Origin of the sequence: Facklamia sp. P12937, from assembly GCF_050409505.1 — a bacterium.
Lineage (GTDB): Bacteria > Bacillota > Bacilli > Lactobacillales > Aerococcaceae > Facklamia.
Map to the genome: position 1 here is coordinate 50,147 of NZ_JBNUPI010000005.1, position 21,971 is coordinate 72,117.

At 36.4% G+C, this 21,971-nt stretch carries 20 protein-coding genes; 1 reads left to right on the plus strand and 19 read right to left on the minus strand.

The window, feature by feature from the left end; all coding sequences use genetic code 11:
* The 17 genes from ACQV2R_RS03040 to ACQV2R_RS03120 form a co-directional block, all read right to left on the minus strand.
* On the minus strand, window positions 1-909 hold the full coding sequence (locus tag ACQV2R_RS03040) for a phosphate acyltransferase (RefSeq protein WP_428873499.1): 909 nt from the start codon (window positions 907-909) through the stop codon (window positions 1-3).
* A 26-nt stretch (window positions 910-935) separates the two neighbouring features.
* Complete coding sequence (locus tag ACQV2R_RS03045) at window positions 936-1,973, minus strand: PTS transporter subunit IIC (RefSeq protein WP_428873552.1); 1,038 nt, start codon at window positions 1,971-1,973, stop codon at window positions 936-938.
* A 23-nt stretch (window positions 1,974-1,996) separates the two neighbouring features.
* On the minus strand, window positions 1,997-3,409 hold the full coding sequence (gene lpdA / locus ACQV2R_RS03050) for a dihydrolipoyl dehydrogenase (protein ID WP_428873498.1): 1,413 nt from the start codon (window positions 3,407-3,409) through the stop codon (window positions 1,997-1,999).
* Between the two features lie 7 nt (window positions 3,410-3,416).
* The gene (locus ACQV2R_RS03055; protein WP_428891806.1) at window positions 3,417-4,748 is read right to left on the minus strand and encodes a dihydrolipoamide acetyltransferase family protein; all 1,332 of its coding nucleotides are present in this window, start codon (window positions 4,746-4,748) and stop codon (window positions 3,417-3,419) included.
* Window positions 4,749-4,762: 14 nt separating this feature from the next.
* Window positions 4,763-5,740: an alpha-ketoacid dehydrogenase subunit beta gene (locus ACQV2R_RS03060; protein ID WP_428873495.1), complete on the minus strand. Its 978-nt coding sequence runs from the start codon at window positions 5,738-5,740 to the stop codon at window positions 4,763-4,765.
* A 1-nt stretch (window position 5,741) separates the two neighbouring features.
* On the minus strand, window positions 5,742-6,848 hold the full coding sequence (gene pdhA, locus ACQV2R_RS03065) for a pyruvate dehydrogenase (acetyl-transferring) E1 component subunit alpha (protein ID WP_428873493.1): 1,107 nt from the start codon (window positions 6,846-6,848) through the stop codon (window positions 5,742-5,744).
* A gap of 163 nt (window positions 6,849-7,011) precedes the next feature.
* Window positions 7,012-7,473, minus strand: coding sequence for a YopX family protein (locus tag ACQV2R_RS03070; RefSeq protein WP_428873491.1), 462 nt, complete (start codon window positions 7,471-7,473; stop codon window positions 7,012-7,014).
* A 61-nt stretch (window positions 7,474-7,534) separates the two neighbouring features.
* On the minus strand, window positions 7,535-8,530 hold the full coding sequence (locus ACQV2R_RS03075; protein ID WP_428873490.1) for a D-2-hydroxyacid dehydrogenase: 996 nt from the start codon (window positions 8,528-8,530) through the stop codon (window positions 7,535-7,537).
* A gap of 1,029 nt (window positions 8,531-9,559) precedes the next feature.
* A complete protein-coding gene (gene malQ / locus ACQV2R_RS03080) occupies window positions 9,560-11,041 on the minus strand; it encodes a 4-alpha-glucanotransferase (protein ID WP_428891807.1) in 1,482 nt (493 codons plus the stop codon).
* A gap of 192 nt (window positions 11,042-11,233) precedes the next feature.
* Window positions 11,234-11,752, minus strand: a complete 519-nt coding sequence (locus ACQV2R_RS03085; RefSeq protein ID WP_428873487.1) for a DNA-deoxyinosine glycosylase — start codon at window positions 11,750-11,752, stop codon at window positions 11,234-11,236.
* Between the two features lie 398 nt (window positions 11,753-12,150).
* The gene (locus ACQV2R_RS03090) at window positions 12,151-13,836 is read right to left on the minus strand and encodes a cache domain-containing sensor histidine kinase (RefSeq protein WP_428891808.1); all 1,686 of its coding nucleotides are present in this window, start codon (window positions 13,834-13,836) and stop codon (window positions 12,151-12,153) included.
* Window positions 13,833-14,579 (minus strand): response regulator transcription factor, encoded by a 747-nt coding sequence (locus ACQV2R_RS03095; RefSeq protein WP_428873485.1) that lies wholly within the window; start codon window positions 14,577-14,579, stop codon window positions 13,833-13,835. The genes ACQV2R_RS03090 and ACQV2R_RS03095 overlap by 4 nt, the downstream gene beginning before the upstream one ends.
* A gap of 6 nt (window positions 14,580-14,585) precedes the next feature.
* Entirely contained in the window at window positions 14,586-15,701 is a 1,116-nt protein-coding gene (msrB, locus tag ACQV2R_RS03100; RefSeq protein WP_428873483.1) for a peptide-methionine (R)-S-oxide reductase MsrB, read from the minus strand.
* A gap of 1 nt (window position 15,702) precedes the next feature.
* A complete protein-coding gene (locus tag ACQV2R_RS03105) occupies window positions 15,703-16,287 on the minus strand; it encodes a TlpA family protein disulfide reductase (RefSeq protein ID WP_428873481.1) in 585 nt (194 codons plus the stop codon).
* Between the two features lie 11 nt (window positions 16,288-16,298).
* Window positions 16,299-17,015, minus strand: coding sequence for a cytochrome c biogenesis CcdA family protein (locus tag ACQV2R_RS03110; protein WP_428873480.1), 717 nt, complete (start codon window positions 17,013-17,015; stop codon window positions 16,299-16,301).
* 211 nt (window positions 17,016-17,226) lie between these two features.
* Window positions 17,227-18,597 carry a 23S rRNA (uracil(1939)-C(5))-methyltransferase RlmD gene (rlmD, locus tag ACQV2R_RS03115; RefSeq protein WP_428891809.1) on the minus strand — a complete coding sequence of 457 codons (1,371 nt, stop codon included), beginning with the start codon at window positions 18,595-18,597 and terminating at the stop codon, window positions 17,227-17,229.
* Between the two features lie 76 nt (window positions 18,598-18,673).
* On the minus strand, window positions 18,674-19,471 hold the full coding sequence (locus ACQV2R_RS03120) for a hypothetical protein (RefSeq protein WP_428891810.1): 798 nt from the start codon (window positions 19,469-19,471) through the stop codon (window positions 18,674-18,676).
* A gap of 187 nt (window positions 19,472-19,658) precedes the next feature.
* Here ACQV2R_RS03120 and ACQV2R_RS03125 point away from each other — a divergent pair, with 187 nt between their 5' ends.
* Window positions 19,659-20,672: a glycosyltransferase gene (locus tag ACQV2R_RS03125; RefSeq protein WP_428873459.1), complete on the plus strand. Its 1,014-nt coding sequence runs from the start codon at window positions 19,659-19,661 to the stop codon at window positions 20,670-20,672.
* A gap of 19 nt (window positions 20,673-20,691) precedes the next feature.
* Here the strand turns inward: ACQV2R_RS03125 and ACQV2R_RS03130 are convergent, their stop codons facing one another.
* Complete coding sequence (locus ACQV2R_RS03130; protein ID WP_428873458.1) at window positions 20,692-21,048, minus strand: hypothetical protein; 357 nt, start codon at window positions 21,046-21,048, stop codon at window positions 20,692-20,694.
* A 12-nt stretch (window positions 21,049-21,060) separates the two neighbouring features.
* A complete protein-coding gene (locus ACQV2R_RS03135) occupies window positions 21,061-21,909 on the minus strand; it encodes an HAD-IIB family hydrolase (protein WP_428875014.1) in 849 nt (282 codons plus the stop codon).
* Between the last annotated feature and the right edge of the window lie 62 nt (window positions 21,910-21,971).

Here is a 21,971-nt window from a genome sequence, read left to right on the forward strand (position 1 = left end):
TTATTCCCCCTTATCCATCATTAACTGAGCTAATAGAATAGAGGCATATTTTTCACTAGCCGAAGCACTTCTCGAAGTTAAGATAATCGGTACGCGCGCTCCCATTATAATACCAGCCATCTCGCCGTCACCAAATAGCAAGAGTGACTTGGATAGACTATTACCAGCGACAATATCTGAAGCAATGATTAAATCAGCATCTCCTCTAATTGCTCCAGACCAATTTTTTTCTGCTGCACTTGTCGGTGATAAACTAATATCTAAAGATAAGGGGCCTTCTATAATTGCCTGCGAATTATCTGACTCCTCAGCGATTTCAGCAAAGTTAACAGAAGATGGCAATTTAGGAATTAAGGTTTCAGCTGCAGATAACAGAGCTACTTTAGGCTTTTCTACACCTAATTTGTGAAATACTTCCACTCCATGTTGGATAATTGTTTTATACTCTTCTTTATTCGGTTGCAAAACCATGCCACCATCACTTATGCCTAACAAACGATCAAGTTTGGGAATGGATAAAACGGCCATGTGGGTTAATAAGCCACTTTTGACAATTCCTGTCTCTTTAGCAACGACTTGTTTCAATAACTTTCCGGTGGAAAGCTTCCCTTTCATAATCGCACCAGCTTTACCTTCACGGACTAAACGAACTGCTTCAAAAGCTGCCTGTGAGTCGTTGGATTCGTCAATGATTTCGTAATCTTCTGCTGATAGTTGATAATTTGCAATGATTTTTTCTAATTGCTCCTTATCATCAATAAAGATCATCTTCAAGCCTTCTTCTTGAATGGCTTTTTTTGCACTTTTCATTACCTCATCGTCTGCAGCTTTTACTACAGCTAGGACGAATTTGTTTTTGCTAGATCTTTCTTTTTGTTTGAAGGACTTAATTTGTGAAATGAACGACATAACTTTCCTTCTTTCTTACTTTGTTTTTATAATTCTAAACGATAATCTTCCTCGGTTACTAATGGCACCGCTTGGGTAAAAACGTATTTAAAGACGAAGCCTAAACTAACAGGAACTACCACAAAAGCAACAAAAGTAATTAGGAGGTTTATCAATGAGAAACCACCACTTACTAAGTTCAGATGATTTATCGGACCAACCAGTCCACTAAAACCAAATCCTGCACTCATCGGTGTTCCTTGAATATTGAACAAAGCAGCCATCATCCCACAGACTGCAGCATTACATATAATCGGAATCATTGTCTTAGGATTTTTAACCACAATGGGCATTGACATCTTAGGTGAACCAATAAAGTGGGCCAAGGCTGTTCCTGAACCATTTACATTCCATCCCATAATAGCTAATCCAAAACCACAAGCACAAATACCAAGGTTTCCAGCTCCCGAGCCTATACCTGAAAGTCCTACAGCTAAAGCAATTCCTACCGTTGTAATTGGAGAGACTATCAAGATCGAAAAAACAATAGCAATTAAAATACACATTATAATCGGTTGAAGTGTTAATAAGCTAGCCACGCCTTGTCCAATTAGCACAGTAATACCTTTGACATAAGGCAAAATCCAATGGCCTATACTCCCTACTAAAGCTAACATTAAAGTGGGAATTACAATAATTGTGTATGATTTTAGCTTGTTTCCAATTAATAATATCACAAAAGCAGCTAATGCAGATGTTAAGCCGACATTAATGACGTCCCCTGTTCCATTCAGGGTAAGGGCGCCACCAACGAATTGAACCGCACCCCCTCCATACATTGCAGCTAGACCAATTGAGGCAGCTTGGATTGGATTAAATTTAAAATTCAATCCAATCATGACACCACTGACTAATCCTAGCATAGAGTTTGACATGGCCAGAACACCTAATAAAGGTGATCCCGGCGCGATAGCTCTAACCAGTTCTGTTAAGAGGGCGCCAGGAATTAATACGATTACCGTACCTAGAGCTAAACCATTAAGAATATTCATTGCAAATTGTTTACCGGTCATTTTATTTTCCATCATATAAATCTCCTTTTAATTTGCTATTGGTGAATTCCTTGATCTAAAAGTATTTCAGCAGCATCCATTATGGTTTCTGTTAGGCTTGGGTGGTTATGAATTGTTAATACCAAATCTTCAGCTGTCATTAAATTTTCAATTGCCAAGGTGATTTCTCCAATTAATTCACTTACTTCTGGACCAACCATTTGAGCCCCTATCAAACGATTTGTTTCTTTATCGGAGATTAAACGAACAAATCCTTCTTTTTCATTCATTGATAGAGCACGACCATTGCTTTGGAACATGAATTTTGCTTTTTTGACATTGATTCCTTGATCCTTAGCTTGTTTTTCAGTTAATCCGACTGTCGCAATTTCTGGATAAGTATAGCAGACTGTTGGAATAACTGAATAATCAACTGCTACTCCTGCATGACCAGCAATTGCTTCAGCTGCAACTTTTGCTTCATAACTCGCTTTATGAGCTAAAGCCGGTCCTGCGACAATATCGCCAATCGCGTATATGTTATTTTTATTGGTTTGTCCTTTCTCATTAACTGGAATTAAACCTTTATCATCAACCTTAACTCCGGCCAACTCTAAACTTAAGAGATCCGTATTAGGAACTCTTCCTACTAAAACCGCTACTTTATCAGCTGAAAGGTCTTCTTTTTTCTCTTTAACAGAATATGAAACGGTCACTTTTCCTTCTTTGTCTACTGCTGATTCAACGGTTGCTTTAGTAATTATGTCAATACCCTTGTTTTTCATCTGTTTAATAACTGGCTTGGTCAAATCACTTTCAAAACCATTAAGAATTCGATCACTTGCTTCAATGACTGTTACCTTAGTACCTAAATTAGCATAGGCTCCGGCCAATTCCATTCCGATATAGCCGCCACCAATTATAATTAAGGATGCTGGAAGTTCTGTTAAATTAAGTAGTCCTGTCGAATCAATAATGTTTTCACTAAATGGTAGACCTGAAAGTTCAATTGGACGACTACCAGTAGCTATAATCACATTCTTAAACTGATAGGTCTCGCCCATTTCTCCTTCTTTTACAACATGAACAGTCTGGTCAGAAGTAAACATTGCTTCGCCATGGATTATTTCCACTTTATTCTTTTTCAATAAGGCTTGAACGCCAGCTGTTAGTTTTTTGACTACTTCATTATTCTTCCAATCTTGTAGAGCCGTAAAATCCAGACTTGCGTCTCCATATTCTAATCCATAAGGCGTTTTGTTTTTAGTCTTAACGTATTCATTTCCGACCGTAATCATTGCTTTTGAAGGAATACAACCAACATTTAAGCATACTCCCCCTATTTGATCTTTCTCAATGATGAGTACTTTCTGACCTGTTTGTGCCGCTCGAATGGCGGCAACATATCCCCCCGGTCCAGATCCAATTACAATCGTATCAGCTTCTTTTGCAAAATCTCCTACTACCATTTGTCAATCACCCTTCCGATAATAATAAATCTGGATTATTTAGGTATTCTTTCATTAAATTAATTGCTTTTTGAGCGGTTACACCATCCACTACTCGATGGTCAAAAGCAAAAGATAATTTTAACACAGGTTTTAATACTGGATTCTTCTCTTCATCTGGTAAGAATTGTTCTTCAATTCGACCTACACCCAAAATAGCTACTTCAGGTTGGTTAATAATAGGTGTAGACCAAACTCCACCTGTTGCTAAGCCACCCACATTGGTTAAAGTCATAGAGCCATTATCCATATCTGTTGTTTCTAACTCTCCATTTTGAGCTTTATCCGCTAGAGTTTGGATTTCTTGAGCTATTTCAAATAGACTCTTTCTTTCTGCGTTACGAATCATAGGAACATATAAGCCTTTAGGAGTGTCGGTAGCTACGCCAATATGATAGTAATTATGGTAATATATTTCTCCCTTTTCAAGATTCATAGAAGCGTTTAGTTCTGGGAAACGTTTCAACATAGCCACTAGAACTTTCACAAAATATGCAGAATAGGTTAACTTAATATCTTTATTCTTAGCAATTTGTTTCATTCGATTACGATGTTCCACTAAAGCTGAAACTTCTACTTGATCAAATACCGTTACGTGAGGTGAAACTCGCTTACTTTCAACCATGGCTTTAGCAATTACTCTACGCATCATGCTCAGTTTTTCCACTCGATCTTCAGCCATTGCTTCAGTAGCTACTGGAGTCGCGCTAGAAGTAGACACTTGATTTTCAACGACTGCTTGACTTACTTGTTTATTTGAAGTTTCTTCGCTAGGGGCTACAGTTTGACCTGTTTCTAAGAAATGATCGATATCTTCTATCGTAATCTTACCGTGATTTCCTGTGCCGATTACTTTCGAAAGGTCAACCCCCTTGCTACGAGCATATTTACGTACTCTAGGAATAGCCATCTTACGAATATCATCCGATACAACTTCCGTTCTATTAGTATCTTTTTCTTCCACTAGATCCACTGTATCTGATGTATTGGAGCTGTTTTCTTCAACCAGATTATCTTGAGAATCTGGTTGAGCAACATTTTCTACTTGGCTCCCCACTTCCTCTCCTTCAAGAGCTATATCGGCAATAGGCTTGCCTACTAAAGCAATTTCACCTTCTTCAGCATATAGCTTAGAAATTGTTCCGGATACAGGTGAAGGCAATTCAACAGCAGCTTTATCACTTTGTATTTCCAAAATGATTTGGTCTTCTTCAACCTTATCTCCAACTTTAACATGCCAGGTGAGCACTTCTGCTTCATGAGTACCTTCACCAGCATCAGGTAATATAAATTGATACATCAAAATGCCTCCTTTTAGAATTTAAATGTTTCTAGAGCCTGTTCATAGATATCATTCTCATCTGGTATCCAAACTGACTCCGCTGCCCCAAAGGTATAAACAGTATCAGGTGAGGTTACACGCGCAACAGGTGCATCTAAATCCATAAAGCAACGTTCACTAATATCTGAAGCTATCTGACCAGCAATTCCTGCAAGTCGTTGCGATTCTTGTAAAACAACTGCACGATGAGTTTTTGCAATCGAAGACTGAATTGTTTCAAAGTCATAAGGAGCTACGGTACGTAAATCGATTACTTCTGCTTCAATTCCTTCTTGTGCTAATTTGTCAGCAGCCTTAACTGCCAACCCTACCATTAGTCCATAGCCAATTAAAGTAATATCTTTTCCTTTACGGACTACATTCGCCTTATCTAACGGTACAGTATAATATTCTTCAGGTACTTCGCCTTTAACTGAGCGATATAATTTTAAATGTTCTAAGAAAACAACTGGATCGTTCGATTCAACAGATGAAATGAGTAAACCTTTTGCGTCATAAGCAGAAGAAGGAATAACTACACGTAAGCCAGGAACTTGAGCCATCATTCCTTCCAATGAATCAGAGTGTAATTCAGGTGTGTGAACTCCCCCACCATATGGAGCACGAATGGTTACAGGCATTTGACGAGTTCCACCATAACGAAAGCGAAAACGAGAAATTTGAGCCACTAGAGGATCCATTGCTTCTAAGATAAAACCAGAAAATTGTATTTCTGGAATAGGACGAAAACCTTCTGTAGCCAAACCTGTTGCCATGCCTAAGATAGCTGATTCTGCTAACGGTGTGTCAAACACACGATTTTTCCCAAATTCTTCTTGTAATCCATCGGTAATTCTGAAAACACCTCCGTTTAAACCGACATCTTCACCAAATATTAAGGTTTTGTTGTCACGGCTTAAAACTTCTTTAAGTCCTGCTGTAATTGCTTGTGCTAGTGTTAATACTGCCATCTTATCTCATCTCCTTTGCTTCATACTTCTTAATTTGTTCTAAAATACTTGGCGGAGTCACTTCAAACATGTTCTTCAAGAAATCAGAAACTTTTTGAGCAGGCTCTTGTGCCATACGTGCCATCGCTTCTTTTACTTCACTCTTCAAATCTTCAATGACTTGATTTTCTTTTTCTTCTGACCATAAGCCTTTTTCTGTTAAATAATTGCGAAGACGAATAAGTGGATCTTTTGCCATCCATTCTGCTAGTTCATCGTCTCCACGATAACGTTTTGGATCATCCGACATCGTATGCGGTCCAAAACGATAAGTCAAGGCTTCAATTAATACAGGACCGTTACCCGCTATCGCATATTCACGTGCTTTCTTGACTGTTGCATACATTGCGACTGGATCCATGCCGTCTACTTGTACAGCAGTAATACCTGCTGCAACCGCTTTTTGAGCCAAGGTTTGAGCAGCTGTTTGTTGTGCCACTGGAACAGATATACCATATCTATTGTTTTGAACAACTGTAATTAATGGTGCTTGATAAGCTCCTGCGAAGTTGATTCCTTCATAGAAGTCACCTTGTGACGTTGCTCCATCTCCACAAAGAGCCAGTACAACTGATTTTGAATCGTTGAATTTTTTACCAATGGCTACACCCGCTGCTGGAGGTAAAGTTCCTCCTACCATTACTTGGGGAGCATATGCATTAAAATCCTGCTCAAATTGGTTACCTGCAACATGGCCCTTATACCATAGGAACCCTTGATACATAGGCAATCCGTGACGAATCAATACTCCTAAATCTCTATAAGTCGGAACTAAGAAATCATCACGAGTTAAGGCAGCCAATGAGCCGAATTGACTCGCTTCTTGCCCTCCTGCCGTTGCATAATTTCCCAAGGCTCCTTGGCGATTTAAAATAATTGTTCTCTCATCAAGAGCACGACCCCAAACAATATCTTCCATCAAAGATACTAACTCTTCATCTGTTATTGATTTCAATGTTTCTGGATCAACAACTTTTCCATTTTCGTCTAAAACTTGAACCATTTCAAAAGGTTTGGCATACTGATCAACAACTTGGTTAAAGTCAACACTACTTAGCTTCTTCACCATGTTTTCACTACCTTCCATTATATTTTTTATTAAGCGCTTACAATTTTATTATAAGTTTTGTTTCAATAAAGGTAAAATACATAAAATCTATGATGCTATTGATTTTATCCTCAAGCTAAACAAAACCCTTAAAATAATTGACAAAGAGCTGTCTTCTCTTGGTTTACATTTTGGTGGTGTGTTTCTCGACTAATTGATCGAGATCATTTTCTAATTCATTTCCAATGACTTGACGATAGCTATAAGGATCATCCAAAGAAAAATAAAAATAGTTATCCCTTAAATAAGCTAATTTTTTCTCTACTTTAACTTTCAATTGCCATTCATTTTGTCTGAAAACAACCACTCCGATATTTTCTGGTGTATTAAGTCCTCCACAATTTAATCGTTCATGAATATATCGGCTCTTAACAATGTCTCCTTCATAGATCAGTTTACCACTCTTTTTAGCTGTCTTTTCAAACAAAGCCGTCGAATACATCAAGCAGTCACCTTCTGATAATTTCCATAGATTTGCTTCACTTTGACCGGCTAATACCCCCTCAAATTGATTTGTCCCCTTCTCAATAACTTGATCAAAATAACTCATTTGACGTTTTTCATCAAACCAAACTCTTGCTTTCATTTTTCCTTCCTACCCCCTATATAAAAATTAGATATACAAAATTGTATATCTAATTTTTATCTTAATTTACTCGATTTTTGGTTGTTCCAGTTTTAATGACATCTAATGTAGCGTTTAGGCCGCCTTCTACTAAGTTTTTTACTGATTCATCCGTATAAAATGCAATATGAGGAGAATAAATCACCTTAGGATGGTCTAATACTTTTACAAAGACTTCATCTTCAATTTCCTTGTCTGAAAAATCTTTGGGAATATAAGGCGCTTCATGTTCATAGGTATCCAGTCCAGCTCCTAATAGGATGCCCTCATCTAAAGCATTTAGTAGTGCCGTCGTATCAATTACTGATCCTCTTGCCATATTTAATAAGACTGCTCCTTGCTTAAACTTCTTAAACATCTTCTCATCAAATAAGTGGTGATTTTCCTCAATAGCAGGTATGTGTAAAGAAACAATATCTGCTTGTTCTACTGCCTGTTCTATCGAAGATTGATACTCTAATAAATCCTTCAGTTCATCATTTGGGTATAAATCATATCCAACTATTTTAGCGCCCATCCCTTTAAAAATTTGTGCGACACATTGGCCAATATGACCGGTACCGATAATTGCAACGGTCATATTTCCGATTACTCGACCTCTAATATTTGGTGTCCAAGAAAAATTATGCTTCTTCACTTGTTCTTGAATAGCATCATAATGCCGAATAAGATTCATCGCCGTCAAAGCTGACCATTCTGCAATTGATTCTGGTGAGTAAGTAGGGACATTGGAAACGATCAAATGATGACGTTTAGCCATTTCCAAATCATACATATCCACTCCAGCACTTCTTTGAGCGATCTGTTTAATGCCAAATGCCTCTAACTTAGCATAAATCGATTGCTCTAAAGGAGCCACTTGGGATAAGGTGACCCCATCATACCCTTCTACTTGGTAAATTGTCTTTTCAGTTAAAATATCTTGCAACATCTTAACTTCTACATTGGCTTTATTGGCCCAAGCCTCAACTATCGGTCTTTCTTCATCCCGGATACCAAATGCGATTATTTTTGTCATAATGACTCTCCTTTCTTTTTCACACTTATTCTATAAATAAACGTTTTTAAATACAAACAATTACTCTTTTTTTACAAAGTATCTCCACAGCCTAAAATTTTTGGTCTAAGCTCGAAGTCTCAATAGAAAAAACCTCCTTTTATAAGATTGTGATGGCCACAAAACAATCACAAACAGGAGGTCCCTTATAGAAAAATTTAACACAAAACGAATGACTGCACTCGCACAAGGTGAGTCTGTTCAGTAATTTTGCGCCTAGCCTTAGAAGATGCCATTAACTTTTTGCTGAAGAAAGAGCGGTCGATCCTTCTTAATTTAAAAAATAGGAAGCCGAAGGCTAACAAAAACACCCCATAAAAAGATTATGTTTGTCTTCATTGTGGCCCTGCTTTTGCTCCTATTAGACGTGGAAATGATTCAAAAGAAGCAATTAATCAACAAATCCAGCGAATCAGCAAAGTGAAAGAACAATTTCCTCATACAGCAGCTCTGGAGAAAACGGTTTTTTGTTATATCACAGAGTATGATGCAAAGTTCAGACATCGGATACATGAAGCTTTGATAAAGTCCGCTTCAAACTTCAACACCTTGTGGATCAAAAAGGAGCTGTTCACAAAAAAATTAAGAAGAGAGCTAACAATGCGCTAAGTAGCTTGAATGGATGAGTCAGCGCCCTTTGCTTCCCTCGCCTTTTAGCTGAGCATACTTGCAAGGCAAATATTCAATCGTATCAATGCAATCGACAGCTCATCAAAATGCGAGCTGACTATTAGAAAAGAGTAAAAATGCTGGTCTATTTATTATAATTTTGCGATCTAGCTTACACTATTAATTTGACACTAAGAAAATCATAATAAAATTGACTCCCTTCTAAAATCTTTGAAAGGCAAAGTAATTAAATTCTTTGATCCATGAAATGCATTATTGCCAGAAACTATTAGCAAGAATCTTTCTGAAAGAAATCAATGATAAGCATCCGCAAGAAACAGGATAGCCATTTCTTTTACTGTTGAAATATTAATACTGTCCTTAGCGATAATAAGTTTGGGTGAGTTTCAACAATTTAGTCTTGACAGTTTCTGTTAATTGTTCTTTCGTCATACGCCATTTCCAGTTTCCTCCTAATGTTGCAGGAGTGTTCATTCGTGATTGGTTATCTAGGTCCAAAAGATCTTGCATACGAAAAATTGCTAAGTAAGATCGTGACATAGCAATTCCACGATTTAGACAATCAGCTATACTTTCGTCTTTTAATTCTCCTAGATAATTTTTTATTTTATCTAAAGACGCCGGACTCGCTGTATCTTGTGCCCATCCCCTAGCTGTTTCATTGTCATGAGTGCCAACATAAGCTATTGAATTGTGTGGATAGTGGTGGGGGAGATCTGGTGAGTCACCCACTTCCTCAAAACCAAACTGTAAGATTTTCATCCCAGGAAAACCGGTCGCTTCTCGCATAGCAATCACGTCAGCTGTCATAAAACCTAAATCTTCAGCGATAATATTTAAGTCTCCTAACGCTTCATTGACAGCAGCAAACAAATCATAACCTGGTCCTTTAGACCATACTCCTTCAGCGGATGTTTTAGCCGAAAGCGGAACTTGCCAAAAAGACTCAAACCCTCTAAAATGGTCGATTCGCACCCAGTCGTAAAGTTTAAAACTCTCTTTAAAACGTTGGACCCACCATTTATAATTTTGTTGACGATGATATTCCCAGTCATAAATTGGATTGCCCCAAAGTTGTCCATCGGTGGAAAAGTTATCAGGTGGCGTTCCTGCTACTAGAGTCGGATTGCCCTCTCTATCGACTTTGAATAATTCTGGATGGGTCCACATTTCTACGCTATCTCTCGAGACATAGATCGGCATATCTCCAATAATCTCAATCCCTTTTTGATTGGCATAGGCTTTTAAGGATTGCCATTGTTGGTAAAAAAAGAATTGGGTTATTCGATAATAATCAAGTCGTTCAGCTAAATCTAAACGATAGCTAGCTATAGCATCAGCCTCCCGTTTTCTTGCTGGTTCATCCCACTCATACCAAGCTTTAAGATCAAACGTTTCTTTAATCGCCATATATTCAGCAAAAGGATTTAACCAATCCTGATTTTCTTGTATAAATTGTTGGTAGCTATCACTTAGATTCTTGTTTTTAAAACGTTGAACGGCACTTTCCAAGATAGTTTGGCGACTTTTAAAGATTAAAGCATAGTCCACTGACTTTCTATCTTGGCCGAAGTCGATTCCTTCTATATCTTCTAATGTTAATAAATCTTCTTTTTGCAGTATGTCTAAATCAATAAAATAAGGATTTCCGGCATAAGCTGAAAAAGATTGATAAGGTGAATCTCCATAAGAAGTCGTTGTTAGAGGTAATATTTGCCAGTATTTTTGTTTAGTATCCGATAGAAAATCAACAAAATCATAAGCTGCTTGCCCAAAGGACCCAATTCCATAATCGTTGGGTAGCGAAGATATATGCATTAAAACCCCACTTGAACGTTCCATCTTTTCCTCCTTTGATTTAATCATTTGTTTATATTGCTTGTTCTTTTACATTCAGTCCTTCCCCACTCATCTATTAGTAATAGTCAACCATGACATATACCATTATCTTGAGTCTGCTCTACTTTATATTTTCTCCCATCCTTAATAGAGTATGTTCATTATACCCATTCTGGCCCATTTTTCACTAATCCTTTATTCATCTAGATAGGTGATTATTTTTTTCCATTCTAAAAACAAATCATCTAAACGAAATCGCGCATTGGCTGGACTGGTAGAAGATAATTTAATTCCCCTAATACCCATATCTTTTGCATGATATTTTTGATAATACTTATAAGAAGTAGTTCCATTACAGAAAACTTGCTGAATAGATGCTTTGTCAAAAATCATTTTTAAATTAGAAGGAATTACATTTTTAATGCTAGCGTCACTCGAACCGACAATATCGCATTGATATATCGAATCATAAACGGCAATTTTATGATTCATTAAAAATTTTCTTCTTTCTTCTATATTGGAACTTAATGCTTCATTAAATAGTTTTTCCATCAAAGGCCAAAAACGGTTTTGTGGATGTCCATAGAAAAAACCATACTCTCTCGTTTTCACTGAAGGGAATGAGCCTAAGATTAAGATTTTAGAGTCCTTTTTATAGAATGGCTTCAAGGGATGAATAATTGTTTGATAATCCTTTTTGCTGTCTTTAGTCATTGAATAATTCCTCCTCTCGATGACTTTATGATCCATCTAACTTGCTGTCTATCATTTCTAGCTCACATTTTTCACTTAATCAAAAAGGCTTTCCTTTAGCAAAAAGGCACAAGACTTATTGTTGAATTACTTTCAGATCTTCTCCCTTCTACTTACTTGAGTAAGCTCAGGGTTTGTTTTTTTGATGAAATACATAATAGCTTCTAACTAATCCTATTTTTGACTTTTAATGCGTCAATAAATTGCTATCTTTTCTTATTTACATTTTAAATGATTGATTGTTTGATAACAAATTTTACGGTTAGGACTGTCAAGTCAAAAAGAACCAGGAACGTTTTACAGTGTCGCTGGTTCAATTCTTTTAACGGTCTTGTAGAAATTTAGGATAGAAATACTTTTTAGATTTTTATCTTTAATGTTACCCTAGTTAATTGATCATCACTGGTATAGCTTAGGCCATAAGCTTCTCCGTAGAGGATTTTCAGTCTTTGATCCACATTAGCCATACCTATACCGCCTAGTTTAGGCTTTGGTTTGTTTGAATGCTCTTTACCTTTAAATCCTATCCCATCATCTTCCACTTGAATCATTAAAGCGTTCGCTCCAATCCTGGAAGTAATTTGGATATGCGACTGGCCTTTTTTAGTTTTAATACCATGATAAATAGCATTTTCAACAATCGGTTGAATAATTAACTTAGGTACTAAAATTTCGCCTGTATTTGCTCCAAGCGAAATATCGTAATCAAATTTATCATCATACCTAATCTTTTGGATGTTCATATAATTTTTAACCTGCTCTACTTCTCTCTTCAATTCAATAACGTCCTCGTCCACACTCAAGGTGGTCCGTAATAAACTACCTAAAGATTGAATAACTTCGACAGCTTGATCTTTTTCTCCTAGTTCAACCAGCCATAAAATAGTATCCAAAGTGTTATAGATAAAATGTGGGTTAATTTGACTTTGAAGGGCTTTTAATTCATAAGTACGCTTAGCTTTTTCCTTTTCTTCAATTGCCTCTGTCAATTTTTTTACCCGATTTAATAACAAATTATACTCCAAGGTCAGTTCTCTGATTTCTAGAGAAGCTTGTTGGTTTACCGGGATATTCGAAAATTCTTGATTCACTTTTTTCATCTCATCAATTAAGTCCACAATAGGATTGGTGACTTTTTTTGATACGAAAATCGAAAGAAAAATACTTGAAAGTAGAATTAAAAAAGCCCAGATAAGCATTTCGGTAATCAGCTTTCTATTTAGAATGTAAATTTCTTCAGGACTTCTAACTTGCGTCAATTGCCAATTTGTATTCGGAACATAGATTGATGAAATAATGTAATCTTCTTTGTTAAAAGCACTCGAATCTCCAATAATAGCAAGGTAATTGGCCTTTTCTTTTAGCGAATCACCATTCATCTGTTCAGAATCAAAAATCAGCTGCTTATTTTCATCTACAATAAAGGCAAAACCATTTTCCCCTAAATTTACCGTAGAAATATAATCTTCAATAAACTTATAGGAGACATCTATGATAGAAAGTCCTTGAAATTGTCTATTAGCATCTTCGATTTTATGACTCAAGGAAATGACTCGTTCACTTTTATTCATGGTAAAGCCCGAATGATTTTCACGAGTAATTTGAGCCATGTTATTCGACTTTAAAGCTGTTTGGTACCAGTCTTCATTCAACACCGACGCTTTACTTTCCATTACGCTTCCGGTTTGAGTAATTAACTGACCGGATTGAGTAATTATCATAATATTTTTTATAATGTTATCGCTCGATTTTATTAAATCAAGCGTGCTTTTTACAGCACGCTCATCAATTGCTTGCTCCTGATCACTATTTAATTCGGGGGTCATGGCTAATAAACTATTTAAACTTTTCATCTTCTCAAGATAAGAAGCAATATATAAACTAGCCGTCTTCAACTGCTGACTGTTTTCCATTTCGATATTTTGCTTAATAATTTTAACTGAAGACCTATAATTAGCATAAGATAATATTAAAACGATCATCATTGAAATACTGAAAAAGTATACACTGATTTTTCGGTCAAATCGGTTGCGCATTGTTTTCATTTTTTTGCCTGCCTAAACTGTTTGGGGGTGATTTGATAATATTTTTTGAATTTAGTGATAAAATAATTGACATCTTCGATTCCGATCTCATGCGCAATCTCATAGTTCTTTTTATCGCTTGATAGTAAAAGTAGCTTTGCTTTCTCCATACGTCGTTTATTGATATAGTCCTGAAAGCTCATTCCATAGTAATCTTTGATCAAAACAGACAAATAATTACTATTATAGCCGATTGCTTCCGCCATCTGACTAAGCGACAAATCAGCTTGAAATATATGTTTATCCAAATAGTCTTCAATCAAATCTGAGCGTTTAACCCTATCGACTTCTTCAGGAACTAATGCCTGAATTTCATCTTTTTGACGTTTTTCTTTTATCTTAGTAATCGCTGTTTGTAAGATGAACTCAATGTCTTTTTTGGATACTGGTTTCAAAATATAATCATCCACTTTAGCTCGAATAGCCTTTTGCATGTATTCAAAATAATCGTAACCTGTTAAGATAATAATATAAATTTTGGGATAATTAGCCTTGACAGATTCAGCCACACTCAAGCCATCCAGCTTAGGCATATTAATATCTAGAAGCAAAATATCAGGTTGAAAGTCTTCTACCACATTTAAAGTTTCTTCACCATCTTCTGCTTCATAAACGTCTGAAATGCCTAAATCTTCTAATGGAATTAATTGTTTAATACCCCTGCGAATGATTGATTCATCATCAGCTATCAATAATTTCAACATAATAACCTACTTCACAAAATTTATTAAGGATTCATAGCCTGCAGCTTTCATTTCTTCTAATGGGATAAAATCAATTGAAGCACTATTAATACAGTACCTCAAACCGCCTAATTCTTCAGGCCCATCTTCAAACACATGACCTAAATGTGAATCGCCTGCACGGCTTCTAACCTCGATTCTACTCATATTATAACTTAAATCTTCATTATATGTTACGACTTCCTTAGCGATGGGGCGAGAAAAAGATGGCCAGCCACAGCCAGAATCAAACTTATCTTTTGAACTAAAGAGAGGTTCACCCGTAGCTACATCGACATAAATTCCCGCTGCTTCATTATCCCAATATTCGTTAGAAAAAGAAGACTCTGTATCATTTTTTTGCGTTACTTTATATTGTATGGCTGTTAATTTATCTTTGAGCTCTTGATCACTTGGCTTTGGATATAGAGCCGGATCAATTAAAGGTTCATTAGCCTTATTCAAATCAATATGACAATAGCCATTGGGGTTTTTCTCTAAATAATCTTGATGATATTCTTCAGCTGGATAGAAATCTTTCAATTCTTCTACTTCTACTTGAATGGTTTTACGATATTTGGCCTGTTCTTTATCTAAGCGAGCTTGAATGATCGCTTGATCAGTAGTTTCAGTAAAATAAATACCTGTGCGGTATTGAACACCGCGGTCATTTCCTTGACGGTTCTTACTCGTTGGATCAACTACTTTTAGATAATAATCTAACAGTCCATCTAAAGAAATGCGCTCCGGATCATAGGTCACCTCAACCGTTTCGGCATGGCCCGATCCTTTAATCACTTCTTCATAACTTACTTCCCTCTTGTTTCCATTCGCATAGCCACTGATTACATCTGCAACACCGTAGACTCTTTCCATATAGGCTTCAACACCCCAGAAACAGCCACCGGCTAAATAAATTTTTTTCAAATCAGCAGAAGAATAATCGATGTCTTTGTTAGGGTTCACTTTGCTTTTAGCTTTCTCTTGATCCAATATGGCGTCAATTTCAGCTAATTTACTGTCATTCACTTTATTGTTAGAACTCACTTGTGAACAAGCGACTAAAAATAGGGCAAACGCCAATAAAACGAATATCTTTTTCATCTTAATTCTCCTTTGCTAAGGCTTCAAACAATTGAGTTAATGTTTCTTTGCGAATTTCACCTGGAATAATCTTTACTGGCACCCCTTGACTATCAATCAAGGCATTAGTTGGCATTGAACGTACTCCATAATTAGCAAAGGTCTGACCCTCTTCATCTAAAAGTACTTTCATATTATTGTATTCTAGCGAATTAAACCACTCCATAAAATCTTCTTTGTTTTTCTCCCCGTTATAACCAGGAGAAACAATCGTTACAACTTCAAAGTCATTTTCTTGACCAGCTAAAGTATTTAAATCTTCTAAGCCAGCTAAACAAACCGGACACCAGGATGCCCAAAACTTGACATAAACTGGCTTGCCTTTTTGTTCTGCTAAAGAATAATCTTTTCCCTTTAAATCTTTTAAGGTGAAATCATAAGCACTTTCTCTTTTTGAAGATATGCTTGAATCCTCTGAAACTTTATTTGTCTTTTTAAGCTCTTGGGCTGAATTGTTCGATTCGCCATCTGTAGTCTCTTGGTTGGAAGCTAAGGCACAACCACTTGCGATTGAAGCGACAGCTAGTAATAATATAAATCTTTTCATTTCATTTCCTCCTAATTGAATAAGTTATTAAAATAAGCGACTAAGTTGGGAAGTTGATTGGTCATTAGGACGATTCCCATTATCATTACCAAGAAGCCACCTGTTCGTTTGATGGTTACCAGATGTTTTTTGAAAAAGCTAACACGGTCTAACATATAAGTGGATAGAATCGCCATAATCAAAAAGGGAATCATTAGCCCTAATGAGTAAATTAACATCAAGAAGGCTCCGTAAAATTGAGTGTCTCCGCTGGCGGAAGTGACTAAAACAGCTCCTAATATTGGTCCTACACAAGGTGTCCAGCCAAGACTAAAGGAAACACCCATCAGATAGGTTCCTAAGGCTTTTTTCTGTTTTACATTCACTTGTATTCCACGCATACGATCCAGTTTTTTAAAGTGGATGATATCCATTTGGTGGACACCCAGTAAAAAAACTAAAAAGCCTGCAAAGATTAAAATGGAAGAATTATTTAGGGCTTGGCCTAACCATCCTGCGCCAAAACCTAAAATAATAAAACTGGTTGAAAGTCCTAATACGAAGGACATGGTTTTAATAATGCCTCCCTTATTGATTTCGAACTTGCCAATTTTTAATTTTTGATATTCTCCTGCTTCATCCGTCATAAAACCAATATAGACTGGAATTAAGGGGAAGGTACAGGGTGCAAAAAATGACAATAATCCGGCAACAAACACGGAACTGAGTAAAATGTTTTCTCCTATCATAATGTTTTCCTTTCAAAAATGTATTTTTTCTTTATAGCTTAATTATAGAAGTAAGACGAAAGGATTATAATCGAAGATCGTTTTAAAAAACTTTAATTTGATTGTATTATTTATTATTTAATACAATTTATACTTTTCATATAAAAAAGAGCTGTTCCAATTCCTTATTGAAGAAAATTGGACCAGCTCTTAATTTCATTGGTTTAAAATCTTATTTATTGAGTTTTGTTAATAAAGCTACCGTCTCCACATGATTAGTGAATGGGAAAAGATCAACCGGTTGAATACTTTTGACTTGATAGCCCGCTTGAGCAAGTAGTTGACAATCACGCGCTTGGGTAGCTGGATTACAAGAAACATAGACAATCTTAGCTGGATCTTGTTCCACTAAGCTTTCAATAAACTGAGGATCCAATCCCTTGCGCGGTGGATCCACTGTCACCACATCAAAACGAATGGCTTCTTGATTCCATCTTGCTAGCCAATCTTCTGCTAAACCCGCTTCAAAATGCACATTATCTATCTGATTGATTTCGGCATTTTTCTCAGCCATTTCGACGGCTTCAACCACTACTTCCATGGCATAGACCGCTTGAGCATGTTTGGCAAGCGCTAAGGATAAGGTGCCTATGCCACAATAAGCGTCCAATACAGTCTCACTGCCATCTAGTTCTGCTGCTGCAATAGCCAGCTGATATAAACGCTCAGCTTGAGGAGTATTAATTTGATAGAAAGATTGTGGTGATATTCGGAAAGTCATCTCTAACATCTGATCTTCAAAATACTCTTTTCCCCATAAACAATAAGTCTCTTTTCCCATAATAACATTTGTTTTGGCGGGATTAATATTTTGAATAATTGATACCAGCTGAGGAATTTTTTTAATCATCTCTTGCATTAATTCTTCAAGTTGAGGAATTTTTTTAGCTTTAGAAACTAAAATGACCATTAATTGACCACTATAATGGCCTTTTCTTACAATTAAATGACGCATGCAGCCTTTGTGAGCTTGCTCATCATAAGCCGGAATGTGGTACTTTCTTAAAAGGTCCCGAACCATTAGAATCGCTTGATCAATAGCGGGATCTTGAATATGGTAGTCTTCAACTGGAATGAGGTCGTGACTATTTTTTCGAAAGAATCCCGTTTCTAACTTACTTTTAACCATCCGAACTGGAATTTGAGCCTTATTACGGTATCCCCATGGATCATCCATACCCATAGTCGGTTGAATGGTCAATTCTTTAAAATGCCCAATACGTTCAAAAGCATCTCTCACAACCTTTTCTTTAAATGCTAACTGTGCCTCGTAAGACAAGTGTTGTAAGGTCATCGTTCCCGTTTGACGCCCGATATCATCGGTTATGGCTACTCGGTCAGGACTTTTATTTACTACTTTTTCTAACTTTCCAAAGCCATATTTTTTTCCGATTTTTATGACTTTAAATTCAATGTCTTCTTGCGGTAAGGCTCCTTCAATAAAGAATGGAAAGCCCTCAATTTTAGCGACACCCAACCCTTCATGAGTTAAATCTTCTACTCTTGCTTGTAAGAGTTGGTTTTTTTCAAAATTATTTGCCATGTATTGCTCCTCTGTTATTTACCTCAGGTTTTGGTTAAAAAGTTTGGGTCTTGAAGTGAAAGGACTAAATAGAGGATTAACTCTCTTTTAACTTAGCAATTTCTAACTCCAATTGTTTTATTTTTTGCTTAAATTGACTTCGTCTCTGCATCAGACTTTGTCGCATTTTCTCGCCTAATTCATCATTTAGAACGTAATCGCGAATGAGATAGGGAAAATCAGATCGTCTTAAGGCCAATTGATTCCTCTTTTCATATAAAGAGACTAACAAGGCATTCCTCACATCGACTAGTTGGCTTAATTTTAATGGAGACGCTTGAGCATAATCTTCATTTAAATGATCTAAAATCAATTGAAGAATCTCTTTATTATCTCTTTTATAGGCAGTCAAGGCTTTTTGATAAAGTACCTCTTGGTGTTTTGTTTGTAAAGGATATAAAAGAGGGTGGACATTAGAAACTATTTGACGGTACATTCCCCGCATCAAGCGCGCCTCTTCTTTTGTTAAAGTATCTTCGTAGATAGACTGTTCTGCTGATTGTATCTTTTCTTCCGTTTCAATAATTAACTGCTGATAAACAGATAAATCTTTTTCTAACTGTTGCAGTTTTAGCTTTTGATTCTTTTCCTTATAAAGACGTATTATTCTATACTTTCTTTCTAAGAAGACAGCTTGAAAATGAGCTTTTAATAAATTGAGCCATTCTTTCCCAAAATTTAAATAAAAGTGCTTTTCTAAATAAAAACAATCCTTATAAATTAATTCATCATACTCAAATACAGCTTGCGATAAATCCACTTGCAACCTCTCAATTTCTTTTTCAAGTAACGAGCGTCCAGGCAGTAAGAAAATTTGACCAAAATGTCCTGTCATTAAAAAGCCCCCTCTCAAAGTCGCTTTGCTCATCTATTGGATTATACATCAAATCATTGGTAAAGACTAAATTGCTTTAACAAGACTTAGTAAAACTTGTTAAAATAGGGCCTGTTCGATAAAATAAGTATTACATTCATTAAAAATAAGTTTTTTAAGATTTTTAAAAGAGAAAGTAGGTAAGTAGATGCGCGTTTTACTTTATTCAGGCAATCTCGAGCAAATCAAACGCTCAGGCTTAGGCAAAGCCATTCATCATCAGCAAAAAGCATTGGAATATATGGGAATCGATTATACCATGAATCCCAAGGACTCTTTTGACCTATTACATATTAATACCTACTTCCCTAAATCCTATCTTTTAGCAGCCAAATGTCGCCGCAAGAATATTCCAGTCATTTATCATGCCCACTCGACTAAAGAGGACTTTGAGAACTCCTTCCGTTTCTCAAATTTTCTAGCACCTAGTTTTAAACAATGGCTGCTAACTTGTTACCGTTTGGGTGATATTCTCATCACCCCTACTCCATATTCTAAGAGCCTGCTTGAAAATTACGGTCTCGATCAACCGATTTATTCTGTTTCTAACGGGATAGACCTATCTAGATTTCAACCTCTAGACACTGAGAAACTTAAGAAAGTTTTCCGTCAAAAGTACGACTATCAGCCTGATGATTTTGTTGTAATGGGGATTGGACTATACTTAAAACGCAAAGGGATTCTTGACTTTGTTGAATTAGCCAAACGGATGCCTCACATTCAATTTATTTGGTTTGGCTATCTTGACTTGCGCTATGTACCGGATGAAATAAAAAAGGCTGTCACTACGAAATTACCTAACTTAAAATTTGCTGGTTATGTACCTAATGAAGATATACGGGCCGGTTTGTTAGCGAGCAATCTTTATATTTTCCCGACTTTTGAAGAAACTGAAGGTATTCCTGCAATTGAAGCTTGCGCCATGAAAACAGATTTTATTGTGCGTGATATCCCTGTATTTGATGGTTGGCTGGAAGACGGTGTGAATGTTCATAAAGCTATAGACCTTAAAGCCTTTCAAGAAAAAATTCAACTAGCCTATGAAGGCAAACTCCCTTCATTAGTAGAAAAAGCCTATGAAATTGCCATCGAACGCGACCTTCCTCAAATTGGTCGACAGCTATTTTCAATTTATCAAGAAGCTCTGAAAATGAAGGTATAATAATAAACCCCACCGTTGATTAAACCATTGGTGGGGAATTTTTGTCTATATTTTCAAATTTGATTAAAAACTTATCCAGTTGATCTTTATCTCTTGCTTTTTGCGCTTGAGAAATATTAGAAGGATTAAGATAGAAACGAAAAACTTCTTGATCCTCAGCATTTTTAATTTGAATAGCCTCGCCTTCATCAGGATTATCCTTTATACGAGAAACCTGAGGATATTTTGCTCGCCAATATTCAATGGCTTCTTCGGCTACTGCTTGTCTTAAAACTTTATACATTTCTGCTTGATGAGCCGGAATTAAGAAAGCGTCAATTTGAGCCATCTCGTCCATTCTGTTCTTGATGTTTTTCTTTTGCGTTCTCTTTACCATTTAATCAACCTACTATTCTTTAATTGTACGGTATTTTTCTAAAAAGTCTAATTCAAATGATTGTATATAATCTTCTAGCACACAAATAACTGATTGGTCATTATTATTTCCGATTTTATAGCGACATTGCATAGCCAAGTCTTTATCGGCATTATCCATTGCTATACTGTAGTGGACTTGAGCCATCATGCTTTCATCATTCAAAGAATCACCAAAGGCCATCGATTCCTCAGCTTTAATATTGTATTTGTTTTGTAAATAAAGCAAGGCGCTGCCTTTACCACCCTCTTTATTATATACATCTACCCATCCATCTCCTGAAGTAACTGCAGTAACTTCTTGATAACGCTCGTTGATTATACGAGCTAAGACTTTATTGCGGTCAAGTGTATCTTGTGTCGCAATCGCAATTTTTGTTACAACAGAATCTTCAGGCAGTTCAGAAAATTGAGGAATGTAGTTTACATCTTTAGCGTAGCGTGAAATGAAATCAAATAATGGACCCTTAGTGTCTCTAAAATAAGCCGCATCGCCTAATCCTAAAACGGGAGAATAGGCTTGAAATTCATCTAAAAAGTCGATAATTTGGGTAAAACCTTCATATGGAATGCCAATCTTCTTTAAGGTCTGATCATTCTTGACAATGTAATTACCATTATCACAAGCAAAATATAAGTCCGGCCAGACAGACTCTTCAAAGTAATCTGCAATTTTCTGATAAGAATTACCAGTAGCAATTGCCACGATCACTCCTGCTTCTCTTAACCGTTTCAGAACGCGGTTAAAGCGATCCCGATCATAAGTCTTGTCAGTCCTGAGGAGTGTTTCATCAAGGTCAATAGTGATGAGTTTTAATGTCATAGAAATTAATGCTCCTTTTTAATTATTGCTAGAATAAAGTGTTAAACATTTATCATATTGCA

Excerpts from the sequence above, each read along its gene's own strand:
- ACQV2R_RS03095 (WP_428873485.1), bottom strand. The coding sequence starts at position 14,579 with ATGTTGAAATTATTGATAGCTGATGATGAATCAATCATTCGCAGGGGT.
- rlmD (WP_428891809.1), bottom strand. The coding sequence starts at position 18,597 with ATGGCAAATAATTTTGAAAAAAACCAACTCTTACAAGCAAGAGTAGAA.
- ACQV2R_RS03120 (WP_428891810.1), bottom strand. The coding sequence starts at position 19,471 with ATGACAGGACATTTTGGTCAAATTTTCTTACTGCCTGGACGCTCGTTA.
- ACQV2R_RS03045 (WP_428873552.1), bottom strand. The coding sequence starts at position 1,973 with ATGGAAAATAAAATGACCGGTAAACAATTTGCAATGAATATTCTTAAT.
- ACQV2R_RS03130 (WP_428873458.1), bottom strand. The coding sequence starts at position 21,048 with ATGGTAAAGAGAACGCAAAAGAAAAACATCAAGAACAGAATGGACGAG.
- ACQV2R_RS03075 (WP_428873490.1), bottom strand. The coding sequence starts at position 8,530 with ATGACAAAAATAATCGCATTTGGTATCCGGGATGAAGAAAGACCGATA.
- lpdA (WP_428873498.1), bottom strand. The coding sequence starts at position 3,409 with ATGGTAGTAGGAGATTTTGCAAAAGAAGCTGATACGATTGTAATTGGA.
- ACQV2R_RS03055 (WP_428891806.1), bottom strand. The coding sequence starts at position 4,748 with ATGTATCAATTTATATTACCTGATGCTGGTGAAGGTACTCATGAAGCA.
- msrB (WP_428873483.1), bottom strand. The coding sequence starts at position 15,701 with ATGAAAAAGATATTCGTTTTATTGGCGTTTGCCCTATTTTTAGTCGCT.
- malQ (WP_428891807.1), bottom strand. The coding sequence starts at position 11,041 with ATGGAACGTTCAAGTGGGGTTTTAATGCATATATCTTCGCTACCCAAC.
- ACQV2R_RS03105 (WP_428873481.1), bottom strand. The coding sequence starts at position 16,287 with ATGAAAAGATTTATATTATTACTAGCTGTCGCTTCAATCGCAAGTGGT.
- ACQV2R_RS03085 (WP_428873487.1), bottom strand. The coding sequence starts at position 11,752 with ATGACTAAAGACAGCAAAAAGGATTATCAAACAATTATTCATCCCTTG.
- pdhA (WP_428873493.1), bottom strand. The coding sequence starts at position 6,848 with ATGGTGAAGAAGCTAAGTAGTGTTGACTTTAACCAAGTTGTTGATCAG.
- ACQV2R_RS03110 (WP_428873480.1), bottom strand. The coding sequence starts at position 17,015 with ATGATAGGAGAAAACATTTTACTCAGTTCCGTGTTTGTTGCCGGATTA.
- ACQV2R_RS03060 (WP_428873495.1), bottom strand. The coding sequence starts at position 5,740 with ATGGCAGTATTAACACTAGCACAAGCAATTACAGCAGGACTTAAAGAA.
- ACQV2R_RS03125 (WP_428873459.1), top strand. The coding sequence starts at position 19,659 with ATGCGCGTTTTACTTTATTCAGGCAATCTCGAGCAAATCAAACGCTCA.
- ACQV2R_RS03135 (WP_428875014.1), bottom strand. The coding sequence starts at position 21,909 with ATGACATTAAAACTCATCACTATTGACCTTGATGAAACACTCCTCAGG.
- ACQV2R_RS03040 (WP_428873499.1), bottom strand. The coding sequence starts at position 909 with ATGTCGTTCATTTCACAAATTAAGTCCTTCAAACAAAAAGAAAGATCT.
- ACQV2R_RS03090 (WP_428891808.1), bottom strand. The coding sequence starts at position 13,836 with ATGAAAACAATGCGCAACCGATTTGACCGAAAAATCAGTGTATACTTT.
- ACQV2R_RS03070 (WP_428873491.1), bottom strand. The coding sequence starts at position 7,473 with ATGAAAGCAAGAGTTTGGTTTGATGAAAAACGTCAAATGAGTTATTTT.